This is a genomic window from Burkholderia sp. BCC0398, from assembly GCF_902833245.1.
Classification (GTDB): Bacteria; Pseudomonadota; Gammaproteobacteria; order Burkholderiales; family Burkholderiaceae; genus Burkholderia; species Burkholderia sola.
The window spans coordinates 822,796-839,853 of the sequence record NZ_CADFEM010000001.1 but is presented as its reverse complement, the minus strand read 5'-3'; the positions used below and the strand labels follow the sequence as shown (position 1 = coordinate 839,853).

Sequence of the window (17,058 nt, the reverse complement as noted above, 5' to 3'; positions counted from 1 at the left end):
GCAGCCCACCAGGAGAGCACAGACGATGTCCCCACTCGAAATCGCCGGCGTGATCGTCAGCGCGCTCGCGATCTGGCTGACCGCGAAGCGGCGCATGCTGTGCTGGCCGGTCGGCCTCGCGTCGGTCGCGCTGTACGGCTGGATCTTCTTCGATGCGAAGCTGTACTCGGACATGCTGCTGCAGGGCGCGTTCGCGGTGCTGCAGGTGTACGGCTGGCAGCGCTGGCTCGCGCAGCGCGCGAGCGAGGCAGGCGGCGAGGCGGCGCCTGCCGGCGACGTCGCGCCTGTCACCGGCGTGCGGCCACTCACGATGCTGCCCGACCTGATCGCGGCGGTCATCGGCAGCGCGCTGCTCGGCGGGATGATGGCGCGCTGGACCGATGCGGCGCTGCCGTTCGTCGATGCGTCGCTGACCGCGTTCAGCCTCGTCGCGCAATACTGGACCGCACGGCGTTACATCGCGTCGTGGGGGCTGTGGATCGTCGTGAACGTGGTGTACGTCGGGATGTTCGTGTTCAAGGAACTGTATCTGACGGCCGGCCTGTATGCGCTGTTCATCGGGCTGGCCGTCGTCGGCTGGCGCGACTGGAGCCGGACGGCCGCCGCGTTGCGGGCAGCATCGGGCGGCCCGCTCGCGTCGGGCGGCGGCACACGCTGATTCACGGATTCAACCACGGAGCAACGCCGTTCATGTCATTCCCCCTCGAGCCGGACGGCCCCCTGTCGCGCGACGTCGCGCCGCCGCAATTCGGCGTGGACGGCGAGCAAGCCGAACGCGACTGGCCGCTGATCACGCACGACGAAGTGGCGGCCGTGCTCGCGCGGATCGACGGCGTGGGCGAGCCGGTGCGGCTGACGTGGCACAGCCCGCGGCAGTTCGCGGCAGCGGTGCTCGTGCGGATGGCGGACGGCCGCGGGTTGTTCGTCAAGCGACATCACGCAAGCCTGCGCGATGTCGAGGGGCTCGAGGAAGAGCATCGTTTCATCGCGCATCTGCGCGAACGCGGGATGCCGGTGGTGGACGTGCTGGCCGATCGTCACGGTGCGACCGCGTTTGCATCCGACGAGTGGACGTACGAGGTGCATGTGCTCGCGCCCGGTGTCGATCCGTATCGCGGCGTGATGTCGTGGCAGCCGTTCACGCATCCGTCGCATGCGTACGCGGCCGGCCGCGCGCTGGCCGAACTGCATCGCGCGGCGGCCGGCTACGATGCGCCCGCGCGGCCGGTGCGGACGCTGCTGTCGAGTTTTCGCGTGCTGTCGTCCGCCGATCTGGCGGGTGCGCTCGAACGCTGGGTCGATGCGCAGCCGTTGCTCGTGCGCGCGCTCGGCTCGCGTGACTGGCGCGGCGATGTGGCCGACGCGATCGGGCCGTATCACGCGCGCCTCGTGCCGTTGCTGCCCACGTTGACGCCGCTGTGGACGCACGGCGACTGGCATGCGTCGAACCTGCTGTGGACCGATGCGGGGCCTGGTGCGCAGGTGCGGACGGTGCTCGATTTCGGCTTGTCGGACCGCACTTGCGCGGTGATGGACGTCGCGCTGGCGATCGAGCGCAATACGGTCGACTGGATGGCGCTGGCCGATGCGCGGCGCGTGGAATACGACCAGATCGACGCGCTGCTCGACGGCTACGAATCGCTCGAACCGCTGAGCGATGATGCGTATGCGGCGCTGGTCGCGCTGTTGCCGATCGTGCATACGGAGTTCGCGCTGTCGGAGGTTGCGTATTTCGGCTGCATCATCGATGCGCCGGGGATCGTCGATATCGCGTACGACAGTTACCTGATCGGGCATGCTCGCTGGTTCGGCGAACGCGACGGGCGGCAATTGCTCGACTGGCTCGTGCAGCGGCGGCGGGGGAAGCAAGGGCGCGTTTGATTCTCGAGAATGCGCGGATAGCTTCCCGGGTTCGGCGATTGACATATCGTTCGAATCGAACATCGAACTCTCGTTCGGATGGATTCGATGGACCGTCGCGCGCGAGCGTTGGAGGTACACGGGTCAACGCAAGCGCGGCGGCGGTAAATGAGCCGACTTCATGTCAATGGCCGGTACAGCAGTTGTCGAGGCAGCCGGGGCTCACTTGAATGGTGACCTCACGGGTTTCCGACGTCGATCCGGCTGCACTGTTGGCTGGATAAATTTGCGTTTTTATCTGAAACGGTGCGTTTATCAGCCCGTCGTCGATGACGACTTTTGCCGTCGCGGAAGCGCGCATCGTTGCAAGTCGTTCCGAATCGGCCTCAATCTTGGAAGCGCTGCCAATTATATTGATCCAGTTTTGTATTGGATAATCGGAATTCATTGCTGAAACCCATCGTCCAATTAGTATTTGCTCGGATTCGGAGATCTCGTGGCTGTTGTGGGGGAAGGCTACGAAAAATTGCTGTGACGGCAGATTTTGTGACCCCTGACATTCCGCCGCAGAGCTTGCCGGGAAAAGGAGCGACGCTGCGATATTTACGGTTAGTGAAGTAATAAAAATTCTCATGGGGAGTGAACGAGAAACCATTCTTTGTCTTCGTCAGCGTCAAAGTCATACTTGTCGTGATCGAAGAGGTTTTTCATTGATTCAAAGTCTCGATTCGTAGGTTTTCAAGGAGGCAGCACGACCTTGAGGTCATAAAGCAGCATGATTTCGTTCGTGTTGCCGGGACCTTGAACAGTCATCTTTTCGAGCGAATACGTCTATAGAACTAGTTCTAAATTTCGAAGCATATTTTTTATGCTGACGTGACCATCCGAGCGGATATGCACGCCGGTTCGGCGAATACACCGCGCCCAACATGACGGAAATATCATCTTCGCCTCATGTTCGCACTGCGGCCGGTCCGTAGCATCGGTCGCGAACCGTTACCGCAGAACCGAACATGCTCAAGCTCAACCTCGCCGCGGCCATCGTCTTTGCGATGGCCGCGACGGCTCATGCGCAGCCCGCGCTGTCGCCGGCTTCGGCTGCCGCCGCCGCGCCGATCGGCGCACCGCCATCCGACGCACTTCCAGCATCGTCACTGACGCTATCCGATGCGCTCGCGGTCGCGGCGCGAAACAATCCGGCGCTGCGCGGCGCGCGCGCGGACGTCGATGCATCGGCCGGCGCACTGATGCAGGCCGGCGCGCGCCCCAATCCCGAAATCTCGTTCCTGCAGGAAGGTTTCAGCCGCGCGGAACGCACGTCGACCGCATTGATCAACCAGACCATCGAACTGGGCGGCAAGCGCCGCGCGCGGCTCGACGTCGCATCGTATGGCCGCGAGGCAGCCAACGCATCTCTCGACGACCAGGGCGCGGCCGTGCGCGCCGATGTGATTGCCGCGTTCTACGGGCTGCTCGCCGCGCAGCGCCAACTTCAGGTGACCGAGGAATCGGCCGCGATCGCCGCGCGTTCTGCGGATCTCGCGCGGCGCCGCGCGCAGGCCGGCAAGGTGTCGCCCGTCGAGGCGACCAAGGCGCAGGTGGCGGCGACCGGCGTGCAGATCGAAGTCGTGACCGCGCGCGGCCGTGTCGACGTCGCGCGCGAAAAGCTGAACGCGGTGATGGGCGAAGCGCGCAACGACCGGCTCGCGGCGCGCGGCGACCTGGAAACCGTGCCGCCGGTCGAGCCGCTGTCCGCGCTGACCGCGCAGCTCGACGATGCTCCGCTCGCGCGGGTCGCGCGCGCCGAAATGCTGCGCTCGAACGCGGCCGTGTCGCTGGAGCGCGCGCGGCGCATGCCGGACGTGACGGTCAGCGCGGGCGTGAAGCGCGTGACCACGGGCGGCGTGCCTGACAACCAGGCGGTGGTCGGCGTGTCGATCCCGATCCCGCTGTTCGACACGAACAAGGGTGCGTTGCTCGAGGCGACGCACAAGGCCACGCGCGCGAACGCCGATCTCGATCGCGAACGCACGCGCTTGCGGCTGGAGCTGACGCAGGCATACGCGAATTTCGAGGCCGCCGAACAGGAAGCGCAGCGGCTGAAGTCCGACATCCTGCCGGCCGCGCGTCTCGCGCTCGATGCGATGTCGCGCGGCTACGAACTCGGGAAGTTCGGCTTCCTCGACGTGCTCGACGCGCAGCGCACGCTGTTCCAGGGTCAGTCGCAATACGTGCGTGCGCTCGCCGACGCCCATGCGGCCCGCGCCGACATCGGCCGGCTCGTCGGCACGCCGCTCGCATCGCTTGCACCGGTCGCGCAATAGCGCAACGGACGCCTCTTTTACCTGAAGGATCACCATGTCACGCAACAGAATCCTGATCATCGCGGCGGTCGTGCTCGGCAGTGCCGGGATCGTCATCGGCGCACTCGGCGTCACGCGCAACGGCGGCGGCAACGGCGCGTCCGCATCGGCGGCTGCCGCCGCCTCGTCCGCCGAAGCCGCCGGCGAGCGCGGCGGCGTCGTGCTCAAGCGCGGCAGGCTGTCCGTCGAAATCGTGATGACGGAGAAGCCCGGCGATGCGCGCCTCATCGTCTATCCGTTCGTCGACGGCAAGCCGGCCGACAAGGGCGTCACCGTGTCCGGCACGCTGGTTCGCTACGACCGCACGCACGAACCATTGCGTTTCGACGCGGCCGGCCAGAAGTTCGTGTCCGCGCAGTCGATCGGCAAGCCGCACGTGTTCGACGCGACGATCGACGTGAAGGCGGGCAATGAAGCCGCGTCGTTCCCGTTCGCCCGCGCCGACGGCGCGATCGCGCTGACCGACGCGCAGCTGGCGACCTCGAAGATCGCGCTGGCGAAGGCCGGCCCCGCGCAGATCGCGACGCCGTTCCAGCTCCCCGGCGAGATCAAGTTCAACGAGGATCGCACCGCGCACGTGGTGCCGCGCGTGGCCGGCATCGTCGAGCAGGTATCGGTGTCGCTCGGGCAGAACGTTGCGAAGGGGCAGGTGCTGGCCGTGATCGCGAGCACCGATCTCGCCGACCGGCGCAGCGAGCTGCTGACGGCCGAGCGTCGGCTGTCGGGCGCCCGCGCGACCTACGAGCGCGAACGCACGCTGTGGCAGGAGCGCATCTCGGCCGAGCAGGACTACCAGCAGGCGCAGGTGCAGTTGCGTGAAGCCGAGATCGCCGTGCAGAACGCGCGGCAGAAGCTCGCCGCGCTGAATGCGCCGGTCGGCGGGGGCGCGCTGAATCGCTACGAACTGCGCGCGCCGTTCGCGGGCACGATCGTCGAGAAGCACGCGACGCCGGGCGAAGCGATCGCCGCCGACGCCAGCATGTTCGTGATCTCCGACCTGTCGACGGTATGGGCCGAGATGGCCGTGCCGGCGCAGCGGTTGAACGATGTGCGGGTCGGTCGCGATGCAACGGTCATCGCGACCGCGTTCGAATCGCGTTCGAGCGGCCCGATCGCGTACGTGGGTTCGCTGCTCGGCGAGCAGACGCGCACCGCGCCGGCGCGCGTCGTGCTGCCGAACCCCGACCGCGTGTGGCGCCCGGGGATGTTCGTGAACGTGTCGGTCGACGCGGGCACGCAACGCGTGCTGCTCGCGGTCGCGAGCGACGCGCTGCAGGACGTCGATGGTGCGCCGTCGGTGTTCGTGCGCTCGCCGAAGGGCTTCGTCGCGCAGGCCGTCGAAACGGGGCGGCGCGACGAACGCGCGACCGAAGTGCTGAAGGGACTCAAGCCCGGCCAGGAATACGCGGCGTCGAACAGCTTCGTGCTGAAGGCGGAACTCGGCAAGGGGAGCGCTGAACATGAATGAACAGCAATACGCGTGCGCCGTGGCGCGACTGGCGGCCCGCCATGCGGCCCGCTTTCCAATCGGCCGGGTGACCGGCCGCGCGGCTCGCCCGGTGCGGACGACCGTTCCCCGCTTCAAGGAATCCCGACATGTTTGAGCGCCTGATCCGCTTTGCGATTGCGCACCGCTGGCTCGTGATGCTGGCGATCGCGTCGGTGGCCGCGCTGGGCGTGTTCAGCTACCAGCGGCTGCCGATCGACGCGGTGCCCGACATCACCAACGTGCAGGTGCAGATCAACACGTCCGCGCCGGGCTACTCGCCGCTCGAGGCCGAGCAGCGCATCACGTATCCGGTCGAGACCGTGATGGCCGGGCTGCCGGGGCTCGAACAGACGCGCTCGATCTCGCGCTACGGGCTGTCGCAGGTCACCGTGATCTTCAAGGACGGCACCGACATCTACTTCGCGCGGCAACTCGTCAACGAGCGCATCCAGGAGGCGAAGGACAAGCTGCCGGCCGGCATTGCGCCCGCGATGGGGCCGACGTCGACCGGCCTCGGCGAGATCTACCTGTGGACCGTCGAAGCCGACGCCAACGCGCGCAAGCCCGACGGCAAGCGCTATACGGCGGCCGACCTGCGCGAGCTGCAGGACTGGGTCGTGCGGCCGCAGTTGCGCAACGTGCGCGGCGTGACCGAGGTCAACTCGATCGGCGGCTACGTGAAGGAATACCGCGTCGCGCCGAATCCGGCAAAGCTGATGTCGTACGGGCTGACGCTCGCCGACGTCGTGCGGGCGCTCGAGCGCAACAACGACAACGTCGGCGCCGGCTACATCGAAAAGCGCGGCGAGCAGTATCTCGTGCGCGTGCCGGGCCAGGCGCGCACCGTCGACGACATCGCGAACATCGTGCTGACCAACGTCGGCGGCGTGCCGGTGCGCATGAAGGACGTCGGCGTGGTCGACATCGGCCGCGAGCTGCGCACCGGCGCCGCGACGTCGAACGGCGAGGAAGTCGTGCTCGGCACGGTGTTCATGCTGATGGGCGAGAACAGCCGGACCGTCTCGAAGGCCGTCGCCGCGAAGATGGACGACGTGAACCGCACGCTGCCGGCCGGCGTGAAGGCGATTCCGGTGTACGACCGCACGGTGCTCGTCGAGAAGGCCGTTGCGACGGTGAAGAAGAACCTGCTCGAAGGCGCGGTGCTCGTGATCGCCGTGCTGTTCCTGTTCCTCGGCAACATCCGCGCGGCGCTGATCACCGCGCTCGTGATTCCGCTGTCGATGCTGATGACCTTCACCGGGATGGTCAACGCGAAGGTGAGCGCGAACCTGATGAGCCTCGGCGCGCTCGACTTCGGGATCATCGTCGACGGCGCGGTGGTGATCGTCGAGAACTGCGTGCGGCGGCTCGCGCATGCACAGTCGGCGGCGGGGCGCCCGCTCACGCGCGACGAGCGTTTCGCCGAAGTGTTCGGCGCGTCGCAGGAGGCGCGCCGCGCGCTGATTTTCGGGCAACTGATCATCATGGTCGTGTACCTGCCGATCTTTGCGCTGACCGGCGTCGAAGGCAAGATGTTCCACCCGATGGCGATCACGGTCGTGATGGCGCTCGCGGCCGCGATGGTGCTGACCGTCACGTTCATTCCGGCGGCCGTCGCGTTGTTCATCGGCGAGCGGGTCGAGGAGAAGGAGAACCGGCTGATGGGCTGGGCGCGGCGCGCGTACGAACCGGTGCTCGCCGCGTTCATGACGCGCCCGATGCGCGTGATGATCGGGGCGGCCGCGATCGTGCTGGTCACGCTGGGGCTCGCGACGCGGCTCGGCAGCGAGTTCATCCCGAGCCTGAACGAGGGCGACCTGGCGGTGGCCGCGCTGCGGATTCCCGGCACGAGCCTGTCGCAGTCGGTCGAGATGCAGAAGTCGATCGAGAAGACGCTGAAGGCGCGCTTCCCCGAAATCGAGCGCGTGTTCGCACGCACCGGCACGGCCGAGATCGCGGCCGACCCGATGCCGCCGAATCTGTCGGATGGCTACATCATGCTGAAGCCGGCCGACACGTGGCCCGACCCGAAGAAGCCGCGCGAGCAGCTCGTGAGCGAGATCGAGGAAGCGCTCGCCGAGCTGCCGGGCAATGCGTACGAGTTCTCGCAGCCGATCCAGTTGCGCTTCAACGAACTGATCTCGGGCGTGCGCAGCGACGTCGCCGTGAAAATCTTCGGCGACGACATGGCCGTGCTGAACCAGACCGGCGAGCAGATCGCGGCCGCGTTGCAGAAGGTGCCGGGCGCGTCGGAGGTGAAGGTCGAGCAGACCACGGGCCTGCCGGTGCTGACCGTCAATCTCGACCGCGACAAGCTCGCGCGCTACGGCGTGAGCGTCGCCGACCTGCAGGACTCGGTGGCCGCGGCCGTCGGCGGGCAGAAGGCCGGCACGCTGTTCCAGGGCGACCGCCGCTTCGACATCGTCGTGCGGCTGCCCGACGAATTGCGCACCGATATCGAGGCGATCAAGCGGCTGCCGATCGCGCTGCCGGCGCCTGCGGCCGGCGCCAGTGCGCCGCTCGCGGCGGCGCCATACGTGCCGCTGGCCGAGCTCGCGACGATCGACGTGGCGCCGGGCCCGAACCAGATCAGCCGCGAGGACGGCAAGCGGCGGGTGGTCGTCAGCGCGAACGTGCGCGGCCGCGACGTTGGCTCGTTCGTGGCGGACGCGCGCGAGCAGTTGCAGCAGGACGTGCGCGTGCCGGCCGGCTACTGGGTGTCGTGGGGTGGCCAGTTCGAGCAGCTGCAAAGCGCGAGCGAGCGTCTGAAGCTCGTCGTACCGCTCGCGCTGTTCATGGTGTTCGTGCTGCTGTTCGTGATGTTCAACAACGTGAAGGATGGGCTGCTCGTGTTCACCGGCATTCCGTTCGCACTGAGCGGCGGCGTCGTGTCGCTGTGGCTGCGCGGGATTCCGCTGTCGATCACGGCGGCGGTCGGCTTCATCGCGCTGTCCGGCGTGGCCGTGCTCAACGGCCTCGTGATGATCTCGTTCATCCGCAACCTGCGCGACGAAGGCATGCCGCTCGACGCGGCCGTGCGCGACGGCGCGCTCACGCGGCTGCGGCCCGTGCTGATGACCGCGCTGGTCGCGTCGCTCGGCTTCCTGCCGATGGCGTTCGCGACCGGCACCGGCGCCGAGGTCCAGCGTCCGCTTGCGACGGTCGTGATCGGCGGTATCCTGTCGTCCACCGCGCTGACGCTGCTGGTGCTGCCGGTGCTGTACCGCGTGAGCCATGCGGTGTCGTGGCGCGCGGCGTTGCGCGGCGGTTTCGCCGCGGGCATGATGCGCCGGCTGGGTTTCTTCAAGGGTAATGCGTGATGCGAATTCTGATTGTCGAGGATGAACCGAAGACGGGCGCGTATCTGCGCAAGGGGCTGACCGAGGCCGGCTACGTCGTCGACTGGGTCGAGGACGGCGTCACGGGCCAGCACCAGGCCGAAACCGAGGAGTACGACCTGCTCGTGCTCGACGTGATGCTGCCCGGGCAGGACGGCTGGACGCTGCTGCAGAACCTGCGGCGCAGCAAGTCGACGCCGGTGCTGTTCCTCACCGCGCGCGACGACGTCGGCGATCGCGTGAAGGGGCTCGAACTGGGCGCGGACGACTATCTCGCGAAGCCGTTCGACTTCGTCGAGCTGACCGCGCGCATCAAGTCGATCCTGCGGCGCGGCCAGCCGCGCGATTCGAACACGCTTCGTGTGGCCGATCTCGAACTCGACCTGACGCGCCGCAAGGCCACGCGGCAGGGCGACACGATCCTGCTGACCGCGAAGGAGTTCGCGCTGCTGTGGCTGCTGATGCGCCGCGAAGGCGAGATCCTGCCGCGCGCGACGATCGCGTCGCAGGTGTGGGACATGAACTTCAACAGCGACACGAACGTCGTCGATTCGGCGATCCGGCGTCTGCGCTCGAAGATCGACGACGCGTACGAACCGAAGCTGATCCACACGGTGCGCGGGATGGGCTACGTGCTCGAAGCGCGCGGCGGCGCGGCCGCATGATCGCGCGCCTGCTGCCGCGGACGCTGCGCGGCCGGCTGACCGCGCTGATCATCCTGTCGACGTCGGTGATCCTCGCGTCGAGCGGCGTCGCGCTGTACGAAGCGCTGAGCAACCGCGTCGACACGACGGCAGCCGAGCAGATGGCGGGCATTTCCGCCGCATTGGGCGCGCATCTGGCCGAGGCGCGCACGATGGCCGACGTCGCGCGCAATACCGATATCTGGATCGACCAGTTGCACGGGCATCCGAACATGGATCTCGCGATCTTCGATGCCACGGGAACGCGCCTGGTCGGCACGCCCGGCTTCCGCCCGTACGGGCCGCTGATGTCGCTGGATGCGGGGCGCGTGCCGGTCGGCGTCGCGCCGCCCGGCACGCGGCACCAGTATCTGGTGACGAATGTGCCGCTGGCCGGCGTGGGCGCAAGTGCGCCCGTGGTGCGCGTCGTGGTGCAGTACGACCGCAGCGCCGACGTGCTGCTGCTGCGCACGCACGCTTATACGATCGTCGTGATCGAGGTGTTCGGCGTGGTGCTCGCGGCCGCGATCGCATACGGCATCGCGGCGCTCGGGCTGAGCCCGCTGCGGCGGTTCGCGGCGCGTGCCGAACAGATGTCGACGAGCCGGCTCGCCCATCCGCTGCCGGCGCTCGATACGGCCGGCGAGCTGAAGGAGCTCGAGCACGCGTTCAACGGCATGCTCGAGCGATTGAACGAATCGTTCACGCGGCTCAGCCAGTTCTCGTCGAATCTCGCGCACGACATGCGCACGCCGCTCACGAACCTGCAGGCGGCCGCGCAGGTCGTGCTGTCGCAGCCGCGCAGCGCGGATGAATACCGGAACGTGATCGAGTCGAGCATCGACGAATACCAGCGGTTGTCGCGGATGATCGAGGACATGCTGTTCCTGGCGCGTTCGGAACAGGCCGGCACGTCGATCAGCGTGCGGCGCCTGGATGCGTCGGAAGAGGCGGGGCGCGTCGCGGGCTACTACGAGCCGCTTGCGGAGGATGCCGGCGTGACGGTGAAGGTCGACGGCCATGCGTGGGTCGATGCGGATCTGACGCTGTACCAGCGTGCGCTGAGCAACCTGCTGTCGAATGCGCTGGCCTACGCGCCGCGCGGCAGCATCGTGACGATCGATTGCGTGGAGCAGGGCGGTGCGACGACGATCGCCGTGTCGGACACGGGGCCCGGCATCGAGGCCCAGCATGTCGGAAGGATTTTCGAGCGCTTCTATCGCGTCGATCCGTCTCGGCACAATTCCGCGCAAGGGACGGGGCTGGGGCTCGCGATCGTCCGGTCGATCATGGACAATCACGGCGGCGAATGCGGCGTCGACAGCGACCCGGGCAGGCGCACGACGTTCTGGCTGCGCTTTCCGCGGCGGCCGGCCGAGCTGAACCGGCCGGCGGCCATCCCTACCTGACACCGCCGGTGGGCACGCCCGCGCGTTCGCCATGAGGCGGCCGCGCGCGGCACGCTGCCCGCGGTCGGTTGACCGAGCGTCATTTCTGCGCGGTCAGGTTGTCGTGGTTGTCGGTCTGCGGCTTCTTCTCGCCGCCATGCACCGAAACCCCGTGCAGCTCCTTGTTGCGCGCGACCAGCTCGCCGGTCGGCGGGTACTGCGTCTTGCTGATCGGCACGACGCCGTCGTGCTGCGCCTGCTTCAGTTCGTTGACGACCTGCGTGCGGGTCTTGCCCTGCGTTTGCGTCTGCGCGAATGCGCCCTGCGCGGCCATGCCGAGCGACAGCGTGGCGGTGACGAACAGTGCTGCGAGTTTTGCCGTTTTCATCGAGTGCTCTCCTTGATCAGGGCCGCCGGGTGGCGAACCGTGGACCCAGTATGCGAAAGCAGCCGTGCGTGATCGTGATCGCGAGATGAAAAATGCGTCAGATTGCGTGATGAGGGGCGGTGCCGTTCGGACGCGATTGGCATGACGCAATCGTCATGTTCGGGTCATGGGCGCGATGAGCGGGAAGCGGAACATGAAGTCCGCCGGTGGTCGATGTGGCCGGCGGCATTCATGCCGTTCGCGATAGCTGTATGGAACGCGTGCGGCCTCGTTCAGACTTTCCTTCCGGACCGAAAAGTGCCTCGTCCCGCCATCCGCCTAGCCTTGATCGCAGTCCTGATCGTCCCGTTGTTCGCGGGCTGCGCATCGACACGTTCCGGCGCCACGGCCACCGTTTCTGCCGCCGCGCGCAAGCCCGCGCCGACCGACCTGACGCCTGGCGAGCCGGTCGACTATGCCGGGCACCGGTGCGGCAATCCGAACCTGTATGTGAAAACGCATCCGTGCGTGTACCCGCAGCGCAATTCCCCGCGGTGATGGTCGGACACGCGTAAAAAAATGGCCCGGCGCTCGACGAGTCCGGGCCTAATGCGTGATCGTGCCGTGCGGCAGCGACCCGCTGCGTGGGTAGGAACGGGCAGGGCCCGCTACCGTTCCGATCGTAGCGATGCGACGCATCGTGAACCTGATCGGAACATGAAATTTTCGTCACGCAGTGCGCATGGGCAACCGCCGAGGGATTGACGATGCCCGTCGTACGCGTGCCACCGGCCAGCGTGCGCGGTTCCCCGTTCGCGCGCCGCCACGCGCCGACCGCATGAAGATGGGTGTGCGTCGATAGCGCATGGTCGGCGGACATCAAACATCGTCGGGACGGTGACGAAACCGTCATCAGGCGATCACGAATCCGCACCGCCTCGGGATCAAAGTGAAGGCTTCTGTCACGGAATTCCAGTAAGGAGCCAACCACATGAACATTCCGCACTCGCTGATCGCCATGGCCGCTGGCGCGCTGTCGATAGCAGCCTTCTCGCAAGCCGTGGTCGCGCAGCCGAAAAGCCGTCAGGAAGTGATTCAGGAGCTGGTGCGCGCGCGCCACGACGGCGTGATCCCGAGCCCCAATCACGACTATCCGGCGAGTCCGGCCGCCGTCGCGCGCAATCGGGAAATTCATCGCTCGACCGTTCATCGCGGCGAGAAGACGCCGATGGTCGACGCGCACGACAACCGCTTCGCGGTGCTTTGATCGTTGATTCGCGGCCGACCGGGACGACGCCCGTCGGCCGCATTTACGGAAAAGGAGCGTGCGATGCGCAATATCGCGAAAGGAATCGTGCTGGCGGCGTGCCTGACGTCGACGGCCGCGATGGCGGCTGGCTGGCCGGAACGTGCGCTGTCGCACGCGCCGGCGCACGACCTCGGCATCCGCGCGAACGAGAAAATGCGCTGCGAGTTCGCGGCCGTGCCGGCCGGCGCGTGGACCGCGACGTTCGCGCGCGGGCAATGCGAGATCGACAACGGCCGGCTGACGTTCGTGCCGGCCGATCCCGGTGACGAGCCGACCATCACGGAGAAACGGATCATGCTCGGTGACGTCCGCACTGCGTCGCATCAGTCACGCAAGCTGAAGGAACAACTGCAGCTGACGACGCGCGATCAAGTGATCGCGCTGAACGTATTGACCGACGATGGCAGCCGCAAATCGCGCGAACATGCGATCGACCTGTGGACCACACTGCGCAACGCGGGTGTCACGCCGGTCAACGGCACGCGTATCGTCGACACTTATCCGACCGGCGCGACGACATGGTAGCCACCACGCCGTTGCGCGCGGCCTACCCGGCCTTCACCGATCCTTCGATCAGGAAGAACACGATGAAGCCGATGAAGAACGCTGCCGTCGCGAACGGCGTTTCCGGCACCTCGTGCGCTTCGACCAGCAATTCTTCGGTGACGAGGTACAACAGCGCGACGGTGCCCAATCCCAGGAGCACCGCATAGACGTTCGCGGGCAACCCCGCGAACGCCGCATTGCCGGCCACGGCCGCGACGCTCAGCAGCGCCGCGAGCGCGACCGGCACGACGATCGACAGCATGCGGCCGATGCCGGCCGCGGCCAGCGCCGCGCTGACCGACAGCGCGAGGAACAGCACCTCGAGCGTCAGCGCGACGGTCAGGATGATGCCGCTTTCGTCGCTCGCGGAAAAGGCGATGCCGAGCACCAGGCCGTCGACGACGAGGTCGATCGCGGTGACGATGATCAGACTCACCGGCAAACGCGCTTGCTCGAAGCGCGTCTCGATCGCGCCCGACAGCGCGCGGATCGCCAGCATCAGCGCGATGCCGAGCACGAAGCCGACGACGACCGGAAACAACGCATGCGCGCGGTCCTGCGGCAGCAGTTCGAGCGCGGCGGCCGCGAATACGATGCCGCCGGTGAAATGCTGGATCACGCTCGACGTTTTCGGGCCGGGCGCACGCCACGCGGCCGCGAGCGCGCCGAAACAGGCCGCCAGCACGGGCGGTAACGTGAGCAGCGCGAGCTTTGCGGTCGGTGTCATGAGTCCTCTCGGCGGTTGGCGCGTCGCAGTCGGACGCTGCGTGGCACGATCGTACGCGCCGGGCGTCGCCCGGGCATCAACCGGAGATTGAACACCTTGAAGCCGCTCCAGGGTCAAGCGGTTCGATGCGGGCGCACCGGCAAGCCGGTGCGCCCGTTCCGCTCAAAGCTGCACGAGCGCCTGGTCGAGATCGGCGAGCAGGTCGTCGATATGCTCGATGCCGATCGACAGCCGCACCGTTTCTTCCTTCACGCCGGCCTTCGCGAGCTCGGCCGGCGACAGCTGACGGTGCGTGGTCGATGCCGGGTGCGTCGCGAGCGACTTCGTATCGCCGATGTTGACGAGTCGCGTGAACAGCTTCAGTGCGTCCTGGAACTTCGCGCCGCCGTCGCGACCGCCCTTCACGCCGAATGTCAGGATGCCCGGCGCACGGCCCGACAGGTAGCGGGCGACGAGCGGATGGTCGGGGTGATCGGGCAGGCCCGCGTAGTTCACCCATTCGACGTGCTCGTGGCGCGCGAGATGCTGCGCGATCTTCAGCGCGTTGTCGCTGATCCGCTCGACCCGCAGCGCGAGCGTCTCGATGCCCTGCAGGATCTGGAATGCATTGAACGGCGAGATCGCCGCGCCCATGTTGCGCAGCGGCACCACGCGGGCGCGGCCGATATACGCGGCCGGTCCGAACGCTTCGGTATAGACGACGCCGTGATAGCTGACGTCCGGCTCGTTCAGTCGCTTGAAGCGGTCCGCGTGTTCGGCCCACGGAAACTTGCCCGAATCGACGATCGCGCCGCCGAGGCTCGTGCCGTGGCCGCCGAGATACTTCGTCAGCGAGTGCACGACGATGTCGGCGCCGTGCTCGAACGGGCGCAGCAGGTACGGCGACGGCACCGTGTTGTCGACGATCAGCGGGATGCCGTGGCGATGCGCGACCTCGGCGAGCGCGGCGATGTCGGTGACGTTGCCGAGCGGGTTGCCGACCGATTCCGCGAAGATCGCCTTCGTGCGCGCATCGATCAGCGGCTCGAACGACGCGGGGTCGCGCGGATCGGCGAAGCGCGTGGTGATCCCGTACTGCGGCAGCGTGTGCGCGAACAGATTGTAGGTGCCGCCGTACAGCGAACTCGCGGATACGATGTTGTCGCCGGCTTCGGCGATCGTCTGGATCGCGTAAGTGACGGCGGACTGCCCCGACGCGAGCGCGAGCGCGCCGATGCCGCCCTCGAGCGCGGCGATCCGCTGCTCGAGCACGTCCGTCGTCGGATTCATGATCCGCGTGTAGATGTTGCCCTGGACCTTCAGGTCGAACAGGTCGGCGCCGTGCTGCGTGTCGTCGAATGCGTACGCAACGGTCTGGTAGATCGGGACGGCGACCGCGCGCGTGGTCGGGTCGGGACGATAGCCGCCGTGCACGGCGATGGTTTCGAGACGCCAGTTCGAATGGGCCTGATCGGTCATGGTTGCTCCGTTTGTTGTTGTGAAGGTCGAGGGGGCCTGCCGTCCGGCGATTATAGGAGCACGTGTGCGGCTGCCCTTAGAACGAATCGTTGGTTGCTTATGGGGACGCGCCGCATAGAATGCGTTTTTCCGCAGACGATCGTCGGCACCGCGTGACGCGACGCCGGTACGCCCTCGCGGGCGCACCGCGCACTAGCTCTTGTCGGGATTCGAGTCGCTGCACTGGTCGGGATCGTCGCGCAACAGGATGCGGCGGATGCGGCCATTGTCGTAGAACGGCACGTCCGGGCAGAACTTCGTGCCGGCGCGCGTTGACGTACGTTTCCAAGCGACCTTTTCGGTACGCACGAGCGTCGGGGCGCTGCCCGGCGCACCCGGTTTCCAGATGTCGATATACACGCGCGACATCTGCGGCGAATCACCCACTTCGCAGTCCTTCAGCGCACCCAGCGTCGAGCGCAGCCCGGTATCGGCCTGCTCGATGCGTTGCGGATACTCGATATGGCCGTTGTCGTAGCCGGGCACGACGTAGCAATAGCGGCGCGTGTTCCCGTCGAGCACCGGCAGCAAGTAGCTGCTGGCGGAATCGACCTCCTTCACGTCGTTGCCCTGCCAGCGGTAGGTCGTCACGCCATGCTCGCAGCAGCTCGCGCGCCAGCCCGTCCAGATGATCCGGTGAACCGGATCGAAATCCGGCGACGTGATGTCTTGCAGTCCCTGCGGCGCATCGACGAAGCGCCGCGTCTTCGGGTTGAAGATCCACGTCTGATACGGAATGTTCGGGCCGGCCCCCATCGACTGTGCGAGCATCAGGTCGGGCCAGCCATCGAAGTTCACGTCGGCGAAATCCGGTGTGAACAGGTTGCAGGTGCCTCGCGAATCGGTCTTGAGCGTCTGCACGAGACGGTCGTGATCGTACAAGCGGATCGCGGTGACCTGCGGCGCGTCGTTGCACGAACCGCCATCGTCCGGCAGATGGTCGGCGACGAGGCGGATGTCGTAGGGGAATGGTCTGCCTACGCGCTTCTGCGCGAGCGAGACAGGGAATGTGCGCTTGCCGTCCGGGGCGGTCCATGTGCCGGTGACCGCATTGTCGAACGAAGCGGCGCGCCACGTGCCCGTCACGCGATCGGCATTCGTCTTCGCGCCGCTGTCGCGTTCCGACAGCGTCGTGCCGTGCGGATCGAGCGAACCCTTCAACGCAAGCCGATAGCGCTTGTCGGACGCGCATGGCGCGTAGCAGTACCAGCCGGATATCGTATCGGCGACGCGCGACAAAGACACTTCGACATGGCGATTGCCGATCGTGCCGGTCCAGTCGCGCGACCAGAACGGGATCTCGACCGCCCCGTCGGCGTCTGCCGCGCGCGACGGCAGCGACACGAATGCGGTGACGGCGATCAGCGCGAACGCAAGCGCGCTGCGCCGGCCTCGCGTGCGCCGCGTCGCAGCCGCGTGGCGCGATGCGGCGATGAACGGGTGATGCATGGTTCGGCCCCTCGTTTTGTTATGGGTTATCTCTGCAGGCGT

At 67.0% G+C, this 17,058-nt stretch carries 15 protein-coding genes; 10 read left to right on the top strand and 5 right to left on the bottom strand.

The annotated features are described in order from the left end of the window. The first annotated feature begins 25 nt into the window (after positions 1-25). Positions 26-658 (top strand): nicotinamide riboside transporter PnuC, encoded by a 633-nt coding sequence (pnuC, locus tag HWX76_RS03630; RefSeq protein ID WP_050014479.1) that lies wholly within the window; start codon positions 26-28, stop codon positions 656-658. A 32-nt stretch (positions 659-690) separates the two neighbouring features. Next, positions 691-1,881 (top strand): phosphotransferase, encoded by a 1,191-nt coding sequence (locus HWX76_RS03625; protein WP_176015492.1) that lies wholly within the window; start codon positions 691-693, stop codon positions 1,879-1,881. Positions 1,882-2,044: 163 nt separating this feature from the next. Here the strand turns inward: HWX76_RS03625 and HWX76_RS03620 are convergent, their stop codons facing one another. Then, positions 2,045-2,515: a hypothetical protein gene (locus tag HWX76_RS03620; RefSeq protein WP_176015491.1), complete on the bottom strand. Its 471-nt coding sequence runs from the start codon at positions 2,513-2,515 to the stop codon at positions 2,045-2,047. Positions 2,516-2,873: 358 nt separating this feature from the next. Here HWX76_RS03620 and HWX76_RS03615 point away from each other — a divergent pair, with 358 nt between their 5' ends. The 5 genes from HWX76_RS03615 to HWX76_RS03595 all read left to right on the top strand — a co-directional run bounded on the left by HWX76_RS03615 (position 2,874) and on the right by HWX76_RS03595 (position 11,142). After that, positions 2,874-4,184: a TolC family protein gene (locus tag HWX76_RS03615; protein WP_176015490.1), complete on the top strand. Its 1,311-nt coding sequence runs from the start codon at positions 2,874-2,876 to the stop codon at positions 4,182-4,184. Positions 4,185-4,218: 34 nt separating this feature from the next. Continuing rightward, positions 4,219-5,691 carry an efflux RND transporter periplasmic adaptor subunit gene (locus tag HWX76_RS03610; RefSeq protein ID WP_050014484.1) on the top strand — a complete coding sequence of 491 codons (1,473 nt, stop codon included), beginning with the start codon at positions 4,219-4,221 and terminating at the stop codon, positions 5,689-5,691. 128 nt (positions 5,692-5,819) lie between these two features. Then, a complete protein-coding gene (locus HWX76_RS03605) occupies positions 5,820-9,032 on the top strand; it encodes a CusA/CzcA family heavy metal efflux RND transporter (protein WP_089489063.1) in 3,213 nt (1,070 codons plus the stop codon). Then, entirely contained in the window at positions 9,032-9,715 is a 684-nt protein-coding gene (gene irlR, locus HWX76_RS03600) for a heavy metal response regulator transcription factor IrlR (RefSeq protein WP_124639314.1), read from the top strand. Before HWX76_RS03605 ends, irlR begins: the two co-directional genes overlap by 1 nt. Beyond that, entirely contained in the window at positions 9,712-11,142 is a 1,431-nt protein-coding gene (locus HWX76_RS03595) for a heavy metal sensor histidine kinase (RefSeq protein ID WP_176015489.1), read from the top strand. The genes irlR and HWX76_RS03595 overlap by 4 nt, the downstream gene beginning before the upstream one ends. 79 nt (positions 11,143-11,221) lie before the next feature. Here the strand turns inward: HWX76_RS03595 and HWX76_RS03590 are convergent, their stop codons facing one another. Further along, on the bottom strand, positions 11,222-11,509 hold the full coding sequence (locus HWX76_RS03590; protein WP_176015488.1) for a DUF4148 domain-containing protein: 288 nt from the start codon (positions 11,507-11,509) through the stop codon (positions 11,222-11,224). Positions 11,510-11,650: 141 nt separating this feature from the next. Here HWX76_RS03590 and HWX76_RS03585 point away from each other — a divergent pair, with 141 nt between their 5' ends. The 3 genes from HWX76_RS03585 (at position 11,651) to HWX76_RS03575 (ending at position 13,322) form a co-directional block, all read left to right on the top strand. After that, complete coding sequence (locus HWX76_RS03585; protein ID WP_244137938.1) at positions 11,651-12,046, top strand: hypothetical protein; 396 nt, start codon at positions 11,651-11,653, stop codon at positions 12,044-12,046. Between the two features lie 433 nt (positions 12,047-12,479). After that, complete coding sequence (locus tag HWX76_RS03580; protein WP_050014493.1) at positions 12,480-12,755, top strand: DUF4148 domain-containing protein; 276 nt, start codon at positions 12,480-12,482, stop codon at positions 12,753-12,755. Between the two features lie 63 nt (positions 12,756-12,818). Beyond that, positions 12,819-13,322: a hypothetical protein gene (locus tag HWX76_RS03575; protein ID WP_176015487.1), complete on the top strand. Its 504-nt coding sequence runs from the start codon at positions 12,819-12,821 to the stop codon at positions 13,320-13,322. A gap of 22 nt (positions 13,323-13,344) precedes the next feature. On the opposite strand, the gene HWX76_RS03570 is transcribed toward HWX76_RS03575, so the two are convergent. From HWX76_RS03570 to HWX76_RS03560, 3 genes are all read right to left on the bottom strand, one after another. Further along, positions 13,345-14,070: a hypothetical protein gene (locus tag HWX76_RS03570; protein WP_050014495.1), complete on the bottom strand. Its 726-nt coding sequence runs from the start codon at positions 14,068-14,070 to the stop codon at positions 13,345-13,347. 162 nt (positions 14,071-14,232) lie between these two features. Then, positions 14,233-15,528 (bottom strand): aminotransferase class I/II-fold pyridoxal phosphate-dependent enzyme, encoded by a 1,296-nt coding sequence (locus tag HWX76_RS03565; protein WP_124679444.1) that lies wholly within the window; start codon positions 15,526-15,528, stop codon positions 14,233-14,235. A 192-nt stretch (positions 15,529-15,720) separates the two neighbouring features. Then, positions 15,721-17,016: a hypothetical protein gene (locus HWX76_RS03560; protein WP_050014497.1), complete on the bottom strand. Its 1,296-nt coding sequence runs from the start codon at positions 17,014-17,016 to the stop codon at positions 15,721-15,723. Between the last annotated feature and the right edge of the window lie 42 nt (positions 17,017-17,058).